13 protein-coding genes and 1 tRNA gene are annotated in these 11,904 nt (G+C 67.6%); 9 read left to right on the plus strand and 5 right to left on the minus strand.

Going from position 1 to position 11,904, the window contains the following annotated elements; translation table 11 throughout:
- Window positions 1–46 precede the first annotated feature (46 nt).
- Window positions 47–595: a helix-turn-helix transcriptional regulator gene (locus tag ACH45E_RS09075; RefSeq protein ID WP_361442100.1), complete on the minus strand. Its 549-nt coding sequence runs from the start codon at window positions 593–595 to the stop codon at window positions 47–49.
- 180 nt (window positions 596–775) lie between these two features.
- Here ACH45E_RS09075 and ACH45E_RS09080 point away from each other — a divergent pair.
- A tRNA-Ala gene (locus ACH45E_RS09080) sits at window positions 776–848 on the plus strand.
- Window positions 849–1,111: 263 nt separating this feature from the next.
- On the opposite strand, the gene ACH45E_RS09085 is transcribed toward ACH45E_RS09080, so the two are convergent.
- Complete coding sequence (locus ACH45E_RS09085) at window positions 1,112–1,822, minus strand: DUF5324 family protein (RefSeq protein ID WP_361442103.1); 711 nt, start codon at window positions 1,820–1,822, stop codon at window positions 1,112–1,114.
- 315 nt (window positions 1,823–2,137) lie between these two features.
- On the opposite strand from ACH45E_RS09085, the gene ACH45E_RS09090 reads away from it, so the two are divergent.
- Window positions 2,138–2,671: a peptidylprolyl isomerase gene (locus ACH45E_RS09090; protein WP_361442106.1), complete on the plus strand. Its 534-nt coding sequence runs from the start codon at window positions 2,138–2,140 to the stop codon at window positions 2,669–2,671.
- A 92-nt stretch (window positions 2,672–2,763) separates the two neighbouring features.
- Entirely contained in the window at window positions 2,764–3,654 is an 891-nt protein-coding gene (locus tag ACH45E_RS09095; protein WP_361442109.1) for a rhomboid family intramembrane serine protease, read from the plus strand.
- 261 nt (window positions 3,655–3,915) lie between these two features.
- Here ACH45E_RS09095 and crgA read toward each other — a convergent pair whose 3' ends face one another.
- Window positions 3,916–4,170, minus strand: a complete 255-nt coding sequence (crgA, locus tag ACH45E_RS09100) for a cell division protein CrgA (RefSeq protein WP_361442112.1) — start codon at window positions 4,168–4,170, stop codon at window positions 3,916–3,918.
- 153 nt (window positions 4,171–4,323) lie between these two features.
- Here crgA and ACH45E_RS09105 point away from each other — a divergent pair, with 153 nt between their 5' ends.
- Genes ACH45E_RS09105 through ACH45E_RS09130 form a run of 6 tightly spaced genes read left to right on the plus strand, consistent with a single transcriptional unit; the run spans window position 4,324 to window position 8,468 of the window.
- Complete coding sequence (locus ACH45E_RS09105; RefSeq protein WP_361442115.1) at window positions 4,324–5,112, plus strand: DUF881 domain-containing protein; 789 nt, start codon at window positions 4,324–4,326, stop codon at window positions 5,110–5,112.
- 22 nt (window positions 5,113–5,134) lie between these two features.
- On the plus strand, window positions 5,135–5,839 hold the full coding sequence (locus ACH45E_RS09110) for a class E sortase (RefSeq protein WP_361442118.1): 705 nt from the start codon (window positions 5,135–5,137) through the stop codon (window positions 5,837–5,839).
- 52 nt (window positions 5,840–5,891) lie between these two features.
- Complete coding sequence (locus ACH45E_RS09115) at window positions 5,892–6,053, plus strand: hypothetical protein (RefSeq protein WP_361442121.1); 162 nt, start codon at window positions 5,892–5,894, stop codon at window positions 6,051–6,053.
- On the plus strand, window positions 6,050–6,688 hold the full coding sequence (locus ACH45E_RS09120) for an aminodeoxychorismate/anthranilate synthase component II (protein WP_361442124.1): 639 nt from the start codon (window positions 6,050–6,052) through the stop codon (window positions 6,686–6,688). Before ACH45E_RS09115 ends, ACH45E_RS09120 begins: the two co-directional genes overlap by 4 nt.
- Window positions 6,685–7,701: a class E sortase gene (locus ACH45E_RS09125; RefSeq protein ID WP_361442127.1), complete on the plus strand. Its 1,017-nt coding sequence runs from the start codon at window positions 6,685–6,687 to the stop codon at window positions 7,699–7,701. The genes ACH45E_RS09120 and ACH45E_RS09125 overlap by 4 nt, the downstream gene beginning before the upstream one ends.
- A gap of 14 nt (window positions 7,702–7,715) precedes the next feature.
- Window positions 7,716–8,468, plus strand: coding sequence for a class E sortase (locus ACH45E_RS09130; RefSeq protein ID WP_361442130.1), 753 nt, complete (start codon window positions 7,716–7,718; stop codon window positions 8,466–8,468).
- Window positions 8,469–8,553: 85 nt separating this feature from the next.
- On the opposite strand, the gene ACH45E_RS09135 is transcribed toward ACH45E_RS09130, so the two are convergent.
- Entirely contained in the window at window positions 8,554–9,594 is a 1,041-nt protein-coding gene (locus tag ACH45E_RS09135) for a restriction endonuclease (protein ID WP_361442133.1), read from the minus strand.
- Window positions 9,595–9,794: 200 nt separating this feature from the next.
- Entirely contained in the window at window positions 9,795–11,804 is a 2,010-nt protein-coding gene (gene pknB / locus ACH45E_RS09140) for a Stk1 family PASTA domain-containing Ser/Thr kinase (RefSeq protein ID WP_361442136.1), read from the minus strand.
- Window positions 11,805–11,904: the final 100 nt, after the last annotated feature.

Here is an 11,904-nt window from a genome sequence, read left to right on the forward strand (position 1 = left end):
TGCTTCCCCCGTGATGAGAGTTACGACCCCTCCCCGGGCCGTGGACTCAGCTCTGGTGGGACTGGTAGTGCGCGACCGCGTCCGAGGTGCGGCCGGCACCGTAGACGCGCAGGAACTCCGCCAGCTCCGGATGGCTCGGGGCGAGGGTGTCCGCGGCCTCGATGATGTCCCCGGCGGCGGCCACCGAGCGCAGCAGCGACTGGATCTCGCGGACCACCCGCTTGACCGTGGGCGCCCCCGAACTGCTCGTCGTCTGTGTGGTGTTGCTGAGCACCGATCCCCCCTGTGATTTCTTGATCTCATCCATGCGCTCGGTCGCCTCGGCGGCGCTGACGCTGCCGTCCGCGACCTGCCCCGCCAGGTCCTGCAGCAGTTGCACCCGCTGCACGACCGCCGGATTGCCGATCTTGGCGCGCTGACCGCTCATCAGCTGCGACAGCATCGGCGCGGACAGCCCGAGGACCGCCGCGAGGCGGGCCTGGTTGAGACCGAGATCTTCGATGAGCTTACGGAAGAGCGCCCCCAACGGCTCCCCGTACCAGTTCCGCTGCAGCTCCCGCGCTCTTGCGGTGGCTTCCTGCTGTGCGGCGTCCATTGCGTCTCCCCATCGCTTCCCCTTGAACGTGGGTTCGCTGTAGCGAACCACGAGGGGCATCTTACGGAGCGTGGTCGTCGACGGGGACCCCAACTTTTTTGCGAGATACCGGGGGTGACCCGGTACTCTGGTCTGCGGCGCCCGCCGGTAAGTGATTCTTCCGGTGGATGCCTGCATCCCGGGGCCTTAGCTCAGTTGGTAGAGCGCTGTCTTTGCATGGCAGATGTCAGGGGTTCGACTCCCCTAGGCTCCACCCCCAGGAAGCCCCTCCGATCTGCGGAAAGCGGATCGGAGGGGCTTTTGCGTGCCGCGGGCACGATCGCTCCGGTGTCTCGGGGCCGTGTTCCGGCCGGGCGACTGGGTGATTGGGTGACTGGGTGCCGATTGAGCGATTTGCGGTGATTTGCAATTGTTTGCTATGGAACGCAGTGGAACGCGGCAGTGAAACGCGGTGGGGGGGGGGGGGGGGGGCGCCCCCCCCCCCCCCCCCACCGCGTTCCTCTCCGGGTGCCGCCGTCAGCCGCGGCCGCGCTCGTCGCGGTCCGCCGATTCCTCCTCGGCCTCCTTGGCCTGCACCTCGGGATCGAGCGGGGCGCCGTCGACCGACGCCAGCCGACCCGATTCGGGCACCTCCGTCGCGGCGGGCGGCTCCACCAGCCAGTCGGGGTTGGCCTGCTTGTCCCACCACTTCCAGGCCGCGAAAGCACCACCGGCCACCGCACCCGCCACGGCCAGCGCCTTGGCGAGACGGCCCGCCCTGGCCCGCCGCCGGTGCTTGCGAGCCAGCTTCTGGATCTCCTTGGGCGAGACCTGGCCACGGAGCGCGGCCAGCGCCGCGGCACCCCGCGCCGTCGCCTCGTCGCGAACCGGCCCGGCCGCGGCCACCGCCTGCTCGATCTTCGGCCGCGAGTACTCCGCTGCCTGCCTGGCAGCCTTTCGGGTGCGGACCGCGGTCTTATGGGCGGCCTGGTCGACCTTCGGCGGTACATGGGCCATGGCCTGCGCCCTGGCCAGCTCCAGACGGGGCGCGAGACGGGCGTCGTACTGCACGCGGGCCTGTTCGGCGGCCTGCGACACCTTGGGCGCGAGCCGTACGCGTGCCTCCTGCGCATATTGCGCGGCACGCTCCTTGGCCGTGTCGGCGTAGGGCGCCACCACTTCCGCGGCGTGCAGCACGCTGTCCTTCGCCGAGCCGGTCGCGGCGCGCACGCTGTCGATGCGGGTCACGGGTTCCTCCTCCTCGGTGGCGTACGGTAATTCGACTTTCCACCCTTTTACGGATCATGCCTGTCAACGGGACATGGGGCATGCGAGGACGGGCATACGGGTGCCGACCGAGCCGCTCACACCCCACGCACCACACGAAGAGCGGGTGAATACGGGGCAACACGAGCCTGTCGCCGACAATCCCGACAATGCCACGAATCGCCGCCGCGCGCGCCCGCCCGGGGACGATTCGCGCCCACTGGACACGGTCGGGCGACGCGCGGTCCGGAGCGTGCGAGGATCTGAGGGTCACAGGAAGACAACGGAAGGCAGATCGTGGCCGAGCAGCTCTACGCCACCCTGAAGACCAACCACGGCGACATCGAGGTCCGGCTCTTCCCGAACCACGCGCCCAAGACGGTCAAGAACTTCGTCGAGCTCGCCCAGGGCGAGCGCGAGTGGAAGCACCCGGCCACCGGCGCGACCAGCCAGGACAAGCTCTACGACGGCACGGTCTTCCACCGGGTGATCAGCGGCTTCATGATCCAGGGCGGCGACCCGCTCGGCAGCGGCATCGGCGGCCCGGGCTACGAGTTCGAGGACGAGTTCCACCCGGACCTGTCCTTCAACAAGCCCTACCTGCTCGCCATGGCCAACGCCGGGCCCGGCACCAACGGCTCGCAGTTCTTCATCACCGTCTCCCCGACGACCTGGCTGAACCGCAAGCACACCATCTTCGGTGAGGTCACCGACCCGGCCGGCCAGAAGGTCGTGGACGCCATCGCCGCCGTCCCCACCACCAAGCCCAATGACCGCCCGGTCAACGACGTCGTCATCGAGACCATCGTCATCGAGCGCCGCCAGGGCTGACCTGCCCGGACAGGCCGGGGAACCAATCGCCCCGCTCGTCCGTAAGGATGAGCGGAGTGGTGCAGTGTCCACGAGACGACCGAGGGGACTCCATGGACCAGGAGGCCGCAGGCAGCGCGCAGGACGCCAGGAGCGTGCCCGTGTGCTACCGGCACCCGGACCGCGAGACCGGCATCCGCTGCACCCGCTGCGAGCGCCCCATCTGTCCCGAGTGCATGGTCAGCGCTTCCGTGGGCTTCCAGTGCCCGGAATGCGTACGCGGTGCTTCCGGCTCCGGGCAACCTCGTGCCGACGTCCGGCCGCGTACCGTGGCGGGGGGCACGGTCACCGCTGACCCGCGGCTGGTCACCAAGCTGCTGATCGGCGCGAACCTGGCCGTCTACCTGATCCAGTTGTCCCTCGGTGACCGTTTCACCAACCGGTTCGAACTCCTCGGCCAGGCCTACGTGCCGTTGCTCGGTTCCGCCGAGGGCATCGCACAGGGCCAGTGGTACCGGCTGGTGACCGCCATGTTCCTGCACGGCGGCTATGTGCACATCCTGTTCAACATGCTCAGCCTGTGGTGGATCGGCGGTCCTCTGGAGGCCGCCCTCGGCCGCGCCCGCTACCTCACCCTCTACTTCGTCTCGGGCCTGGCCGGCAGCGCGCTCACCTACCTGATCGCCGAACCCAACCAGCCCTCGCTCGGTGCCTCCGGCGCGATCTTCGGTCTCTTCGGCGCGACGGCCGTCCTGATGCGCCGGCTCAACTACGACATGCGGCCGGTCATCGCCCTACTGGTAATCAACCTCATCTTCACCTTCGGGGCCCACGGCATCGCCTGGCAGGCCCACATCGGCGGCCTCGTCGCAGGCGTCGTGTGCGGTTACGCCATGGTCCACGCCCCGCGCAGACACCGCGCCCTGATCCAGTACGGCACCTGTGCGCTGGTCCTGGCCGTGGTGGTGCTCCTGACGCTGGTCAGGACGGCTCAACTCACCTGATACCGAACCGTTGTCCACAGTCTGTGCCCGATCTTGTGCACACTGTGCACCCACAGCTGCGCCCCCTGCCGCTCAGGTGTGTTTCCCCAGGTCGGACAGGGGGCGAGGGGTAGGCGTCAGCCAGTACGTCTGTCATACCGGCGTCAACCTCCGGTGGGTTATCCACAGATCGTCTTTCTTTTGTCCCCAGCGTGTGGACAGTGCCTGTGGATAACTCAGCGGATAGCCCTGGGCAGAGCTGCGTTCACCCGGAAGCAGTCGCTACTTCCACTGGGTGGAGACGCCGAACCCCGCGGCGATGAAGCCGAAGCCCACCACGATGTTCCAGTTGTCCAGCTTGTCGATCGGCAGTGAACCGTCGGTCACGTAGAAGACGACGATCCAGGCAAGGCCGATGAGGAACATCGCCAGCATGACGGGCGCGACCCAGGCACGGTTGGTCAGCTTGATGGTCGTGGCCTGCTTCGACGGCGGCGGCGTGTAGTCGGCCTTCTTGCGGATACGTGACTTCGGCACGAGGGTCTCTCCTGTCGATGCGCTGCGTGGCCGCGCAGGTAACTGGGTCGGGCTCCGGGGCAGCGTACAAGGGGACAGTAAGGGCGGACTGAGCACTCCCCCGGGCGTCCGTTAGCGTAGTGCTTCCGCGGCGCCGAAGGAGATAAGGGTACGTTGAGCAATTCTGCCGACTCCCCCGGTACGGGATCAACGGGTTCCGGCCCGGTCCGCGGTCCCCGCTTCAAGCCGCTGCGGATCCTGACCGCGGCGGTCTTCGCCCTCGCCGGACTGATCTTCTTCACCAGCTTCAACACCGCCAAGGGCACCGACATCCGTACGGACTCCTCCTTGCTGAAGCTGTCCGACCTCATCCAGGAGCGCAGCCACAAGAACAAGGGGCTGGACGAGTCCAACGCGACCCTGCGGGACGACGTCGAGTCGCTGGCCGAGCGGGACGACGGCAGCACCAAGGCGCAGGACGAGAAGCTCTCCGGGCTGGAGAAGAACGCGGGGACGGAGAAGCTCAAGGGCAAGGCGATCACGGTCATGCTCAACGACGCCCCGCCGAACGCCACGGCCAAGCTGCCCGGCTATCCCGAGCCGCAGCCCGACTACCTGGTCATCCACCAGCAGGATCTCCAGGCCGTGGTGAACGCACTGTGGCAGGGCGGGGCCAAGGGCATCAAGATCATGGACCAGCGGCTGATCTCCACCAGCGCCGTGCGCTGCGTGGGCAACACGCTGATCCTCCAGGGCCGCGTCTACTCGCCGCCGTACAAGATCACGGCGGTCGGTGACCCGGCGAAGATGCAGCAGGCGCTGGCGGACTCCCAGGCGATCCAGACCTACATGGTGTACGTGAACGTCTACGGCCTCGGCTGGAAAGTCACCGAGGACGGGGCGGTGACTCTGCCCGGCTACTCGGGCACAGTGGACCTGCACTACGCGAAGCCCGTGAAGTAGGTGCCCTCGCCAGGAGCCGCCGGTGCGCGTGATCGTCAGGACCGTCAGCGAGCTCTGCATCACGGTGGGCGCCTTGATCGTGCTGTTCGTGGTCTATGTGCTGTTCTGGACCGGCGTCAAGGCCGACAGTGAGATGAACGAGCAGATCGACCAGCTGCACCAGCAGTGGTCGAAGGGGGCCGTGCATCCCACGGCCGCCGCGTCGCGGGGGGCGGGAAAGCCGGCGCCGAGGCCCGCTGCGAGGCCCGCGCCTTACACGTACGGCAGGCCTTTCGCGATCATGTACATTCCGCGGCTCGGTTTCACGTGGAACAAGCCCGTGCTCGAGGGAACCGGCACCGACGTGCTGAAGAAGGGGCTCGCCCACTACGCGCGCACCGCGCGGCTGGGGCAGGAGGGCAACTTCGCCGTCGCGGGTCATCGGCGGACGTACGGCGATCCCTTCAAGGACTTCCCGAAGCTGCGGGCCGGAGACGCCGTCGTACTGACGGACGGAACGACCTGGTTCACGTATCGGATCGACAAAGGGCCCTACAAAACGGTGCCGACCGATGTTGAAGTGATCGACGCTGTGCCACGTAAGTCGGGGTACACGCGTCCGGGCCGGTATCTGACGCTGACCACGTGCGATCCCGAATGGGGCCACAGTCACCGGCTGATCGTCTGGGCGCACCTGGACTCCACACAGCCTGTGGAGACAGGCGAACCGAAGGCTCTGCGCCGTTAGTCTGGTGACGTACGGCGGGAGTCTGGTGCCGTGGTGGAACGGAAGGGACGGCATGTACGGCTGGATCTGGCGGCATCTGCCGGGAAACACGTGGGTGAAGGCGCTGACCTCACTCCTGCTGGTTCTGGCCGTGGTCTATGTCCTCTTCCAGTACGTGTTCCCCTGGGCCGAACCGCTGCTGCCCTTCAACGATGTGACGGTGGACAACCAGTGAGCGCGCGGATTCTCGTCGTCGACAACTACGACAGCTTCGTCTTCAACCTGGTCCAGTACCTCTATCAGCTGGGCGCCGAGTGCGAGGTGCTGCGCAACGACGAGGTGTCGACGGCGCACGCCCAGGACGGCTTCGACGGTGTGCTGCTGTCCCCGGGGCCCGGCACGCCGGAGGAGGCCGGGGTCTGCGTGGACATGGTCCGGCACTGCGCCGCGACCGGGGTGCCCGTCTTCGGTGTCTGTCTGGGCATGCAGTCGATGCAGGTGGCGTACGGCGGGGTGGTGGACCGCGCGCCCGAGCTGCTGCACGGCAAGACTTCGCTGGTGGAGCACGAGGGCAAGGGCGTCTTCGCCGGGCTGCCCTCTCCCTTCACGGCGACCCGGTACCACTCGCTGGCCGCGGAGCCGGCCACCGTACCGGCGGAGCTGGAGGTCACGGCCCGGACGCACGACGGGATCATCATGGGCCTGCGCCACCGTGAACTCCTCGTCGAGGGCGTGCAGTTCCACCCCGAGTCGGTGCTGACCGAGCATGGGCACCAGATGCTGGCCAACTGGCTGGTGGAGTGCGGCGACCTGGGTGCCGTGGCGAGGTCGGCGGGGCTCGCCCCGGTGGTGGGCAGGGCCACGGCGTGACCGCGCTCCGCCCCGAGCGCGAGGAGTCGTACGGCGGCGCGTCGTACGACTCCTATGGCCGCCTGCCGCCGCATGAGTCTCCCATCGATGAGGAGACGGTGGCGCTGCGGCTGCCGGAGCCGCCGCCCACGTCGGCTTCTACGGCCTCTTCGGCCACGTCCGCCACTCGAACCACACCGGGCGGCCGAGCGGCCCGCAGAAAGGCCGCCAAGCGGCGTGGCGGGCGTCATGGCGGGGCGCGGGAGGCCGCGCAGGAGCCGTCGGAGGGATCTTCGGGGGAGCCGAGGTCCGGGGCGCCGCTGTCCCGGGTCGAGGCACGGCGGCAGGAACGGGCCCGCAAGCCGGGCCCGGCGGTCCTCGCGAGCCGGGCTATCGGCGAGGTCTTCATCACCACCGGTGTGCTGATGCTGCTGTTCGTCACCTACCAGCTGTGGTGGACGAACGTCCGGGCGCACGCCCAGGCCGGCCAGGAGGCGAACAGCCTCCAGCAGGACTGGGCGAGCGGCAAGCGCGCGCCGGGGATCTTCGAGCCGGGGCAGGGTTTCGCGATCCTGCACATTCCCGAGCTGGACGTGGTGGCGCCGATCGCGGAGGGCGTCAGCAACAAGAAGGTGCTCGACAAGGGCATGGTCGGCCACTACGGCGAGGGCGCGCTGAAGACGGCGATGCCGGACGCGAAGACCGGCAACTTCGGTCTGGCCGCGCACCGCAACACGCACGGGGAGCCCTTCCGGTACATCAACCGGCTCAAGAAGGGCGACGCGGTCGTCGTCGAGACGCAGGACACGTACTACGTCTACAAGATGACGTCGATGCTGCCGGTGACGGCGCCCTCCAACACGAGCGTGCTGGACCCCGTTCCGAAGGGGTCGGGCTTCACCAAGCCGGGCCGCTACATCACCCTCACCACGTGCACGCCGGAGTTCACGAGCAAGTACCGGCTGATCGTCTGGGGCAAGATGGTCGAGGAACGGCCGCGCAGCAAGGGCAAGCCGGATGCGCTCGTCGAGTAAGGGCAGATGAAACAGTGGCAGCGACCGCCGACGACACCGAAGAGCACACGGGGGCGCCCGCGGCGGCGCCCGCACCACGGCGCCGGGGCACCGGCCCGATCGCCACGGCGGTCAGCTTTTTCGGTGAACTCCTCATCACGGCGGGCCTCGTGCTCGGCCTCTTCGTCGTCTACTCCCTGTGGTGGACGAACGTCGTCGCCGACCGCACGGCGCACAAGCAGGCCGACAAGGTCCGGGACAGCTGGGCCCACGGCTCGGCGGGTGGTCCGGGGGCGCTGGACACCAAGGACGGCATCGGCTTCCTGCACGTTCCCTCGATGAAGAACGGCGAGGTCCTCGTCGAGAAGGGCACGTCGACGGACGTCCTGAACGACGGCGTCGCCGGCTACTACACGGACCCCGTCAAGGCCACGCTGCCGACCTCCGGCAAGAAGGGCAACTTCACCCTCGCGGCCCATCGTGACGGCCACGGCGCCAAGTTCCACAACATCGACAAGGTGGAGAAGGGCGACCCGATCGTCTTCGAGACGAAGGACAAGTGGTACGTCTACAAGGCCTTCGCCATCCTCCCGGAAACCTCGAAGTACAACGTCAAGGTCCTCACCTCGGTCCCGAAGGAGTCAGGCGTCAACAAGCCCGGCCACTACATCACCCTCACGACGTGCACGCCGGTGTACACGTCGAGGTACCGGTATGTGGTGTGGGGGGAGCTGGTCCGTGTGGACAAGGTGGACAGTAAGCGGACGCCGCCGAAGGAACTGAGCTGACTGGCCTCCTTTCAGGAGGCCAGTTGTATGACGGAGGCCCGAAGCCGCAACTTGCTCTTGCGGCTTCGGGCCTCCTCTCTTGGTTTCAGCGCAGCGCCTTCAGGCGCGCCCCCGCGCTCCATGCCTCCACCTCGTCGCGGTTCACGGTGATGACTCCGGTGAGGTCGGCGATGGCCTGGGCTTCGCTGCTGAAGTTGGACGTGGCGACGAACAGGGCGACGTCGACGCGGTCGATGGCTCGTGCCGCGCCGACGAACTTCTGCATGTCGGCGCTGGGGACGGTCCAGCGGCCGGCCCGGTTCTTGCACTGGACGGCCACGGTACGGCCGTCGGCCGTGCGGGCGGTGACGTCGATGCCCCGGTCGCTGTGGGCCCGTCGTACGACGACGTCCGTGCAGCTGTCCCGGCGGAGCAGATCCGCGACATGGTGCTCGAAGGCCTGCCAGGTCATGGCACTGATGGCAGCCCTGACCTGATCCGTCGGCGCGTCTCCTTCCAGGGCGTTGAGCCGTTGGTGGTGCCAGCACAGCCTCTGCTCGACGTTCTGGATGTCGTCGCGGAGGGCGATGAGCTCGCGGCGGTGCTCGCCCGATGTCTCGATCAGGGCGTTGAACATGGGGACGACTGTCTTGCCGAGAATGCGGGTGATGCGTTGGTCGATGTGGTCGTCGAGGGAGTCCTGAGCCGTTCGGGGAGTGTTGTCCACAGGCTGGGTACGGATCAGGTACTCCATGTCGAGGAGGTACGTGCGCACCTGCCGGGCGACATCGCTGTCGCGGAGGAGCATGGCGATGTTGAGCACGGCTCGGCGGGAGTAGATAGTGAGGCTCCGCCGTGCCTGTGGATAACTTCCCAGCGAGAGTGACATGTTGTCACTCTCGAATTCCCGCAGGTCAGCGCCCCGGAGCACGACCAGGCCGTTGGCTTCCAGCTCTTCGCGGTGGCGTTTGGTCAGCTGACGGACGGCTTCGACGGCGACCCCGAAGTACGCCGCCACCATGGCCGTCGTCACATGCATCCCGTCCGGCAGCAGTGACAGCGCCTTCACGCGGTCCAGTACGTCAGTGCGTTCCAGCACGCTGTCGCGCAGGGTCTTCGACTCAAGCAGCGCCGATTCGTTGATCACGTTTTGCCCCTCTGGCTCGTCTCGTGGCCGTCCGGCCGGGGCAGAGACTCGATTCCCCACCCCATCGATCAACGAGTCATGACATACGAAGACACGATGGGTCGCAGAACTGTCGTGCGGTCGGTGTGGCGTGTTCGTGCTGCGCACGAAAGAGCCCCGGCACCCGTGTGAGATGGGTGCCGGGGCTCTTCGGTATGCGATCAGCCGGTGACGCCGCCGAAGATGTTGCTGCCGCCGTTGTCGTTACCGCCGTTGTTGTTACCGCCGTTGTTGTTGCCGCCCTGGCCGACCGTTACCACGTTGACCGCGGTGCCCTGGTCGACCGTGTTGCCCGCGCCCGGGTCGGAGGTGAAGACGATGGCGTTGTCGTCTTGGGATCCGTTGACGTTGCCGAGCTGGAGGCCGGCCTGCTGGAGCAGGGTCTTGGCGTTCTTCAGGGTCTGGCCCTGGAGGTTCGGAACCTGCGTCTGCTGGTTCTGCTTCGCCTTGCCGATCTGGATCTGCACCGGCGAGTTCTTGCTGAGCTGAGTGTTGGCCGGTGGGTCGGTTCCGATCACCTTGCCGACCTTGGAGTTGTCGTCGGTCTCGACATCGGTGCAGTTGCCGACCAGGTTGTTGGCCGTCATCTGGGCCTTTGCCTCGTCGCAGGACTTGCCGGTGACGTCGGGGACGGTCGCCTTGGCTTCGGCCTTGGCGACGGTGATCGTGACGGTCGAGCCCTTCTGAACCTGCTTGCCGCCGATGGGATTCTGGTCGAGTACCTTCCCAGGGTCCTCGGTGGAAATGCGAGTCTTGATCTTGACGTCGAACTTGTAGTCGTCGCCCTCGAGCTGCGACTCGGCGTCGTCCTGACTGAGGCCGATCACACTCGGCACGGTGACCTTCGGCGTGCCCGTCGACACGGTCAGGGTGACGGTGGCGCCCTTCTTCACGTCCGAGTTCGGGGTCGGGTTCTGGGAGCAGACCGTTTTCGCCGGCTTGCCGCAGGCCTTCGGGGTGATCGAGACCTTCAGATCGCTGTTCCTGGCCATGCTTTGCGCTTCGGACTGCGTGTGGCCCACGAAGTTCGGGGCCGGGAAGGTTTGGTCCGCGGCATTACTTCCGGGGAACGCCCACTTCCCGATCAGGATCGCGCCGACCAGGACCAGGATGCCCGCCACGACGAGCAGGATCGTGGAGGTGTGGTTCTTCTTCTGCTGGCGGCGGCGGTCGGGGCGGTCGTCGTAGCCGTAGCCGCCGTCGTCCGGGTTCATCGGCGGGAGCATGGTCGTGGCGCCGGCGCCCGCGTCGGAGCGGAGGGCCGTCGTCGGCTGGTCGTCCGGGTAGCCGCCGTAGCCGACGGCGCCCAGGGCCGCGGTGGCCGCGACGGGCTGGCCGTCGAGGCAGGCCTCGATGTCGGCGCGCATCTCGTCGGCGGACTGGTAGCGGTAGTCGGGGTCCTTGACCAGTGCCTTGAGGACGATGGAGTCGATGTCGGGCGTGATCTCGGGGTCGAAGACCGAAGGAGGCTGCGGTTCCTCGCGGACGTGCTGGTAGGCCACCGCGACCGGGGAGTCGCCTACGAAGGGCGGGCGGACGGTCAGCAGCTCGTAGAGGAGGCAACCCGTCGAATACAGGTCCGAGCGGGCGTCGACCTGCTCGCCCTTGGCCTGCTCGGGCGAGAGGTACTGCGCGGTGCCGATGACCGCCGCGGTCTGGGTCATGGTCATGCCGGAGTCGCCCATCGCGCGGGCGATGCCGAAGTCCATGACCTTGACCTGGCCGTTGCGGGTCAGCATGACGTTCGCCGGCTTGATGTCACGGTGGACGATGCCGCTGCGGTGGGCGTACTCCAGGCCCTGGAGGATGCCGATGGTCATCTCCATCGACCGCTCCGGCAGCAGCTTGCGGCCGCTGTGGAGAAGCTCACGGAGCGTGGAGCCGTCGACGTACTCCATCACGATGTACGGGATCGAGACCCCGTCGATGTAGTCCTCGCCCGTGTCGTAGACCGCGACGATCGCGGGATGGTTGAGCGAGGCGGCCGACTGGGCCTCCCGGCGGAACCGGGCCTGGAAAGACGGGTCGCGCGCCAGGTCGGCGCGCAGCGTCTTCACCGCCACGGTGCGGCCGAGGCGCGTGTCATGCGCGAGGTAGACCTCGGCCATGCCACCACGGCCGAGCACCTGGCCCAGCTCGTACCGGCCGCCGAGGCGACGCGGCTCTTCCATAGTTCCCTACCAGCCCTCTCCGTCGGTCCCGGCCGGCACATGGATGTGCGGCCGGAGGCTGCCGTCCGGGCCTACCGTACCCGGCTCGCTCTGTGTGACC

Origin of the sequence: Streptomyces sp. NPDC020299 (assembly GCF_044387825.1) — a bacterium.
Lineage (GTDB): Bacteria > Actinomycetota > Actinomycetes > Streptomycetales > Streptomycetaceae > Streptomyces.

What these genes read in the sequence shown, in the direction of transcription:
- ACH45E_RS09095 (WP_361442109.1), top strand. Translation starts at nt 2,764, where the DNA reads ATGGACCAGGAGGCCGCAGGCAGCGCGCAGGACGCCAGGAGCGTGCCC.
- ACH45E_RS09115 (WP_361442121.1), top strand. Translation starts at nt 5,892, where the DNA reads ATGTACGGCTGGATCTGGCGGCATCTGCCGGGAAACACGTGGGTGAAG.
- pknB (WP_361442136.1), bottom strand. Translation starts at nt 11,804, where the DNA reads ATGGAAGAGCCGCGTCGCCTCGGCGGCCGGTACGAGCTGGGCCAGGTG.
- ACH45E_RS09075 (WP_361442100.1), bottom strand. Translation starts at nt 595, where the DNA reads ATGGACGCCGCACAGCAGGAAGCCACCGCAAGAGCGCGGGAGCTGCAG.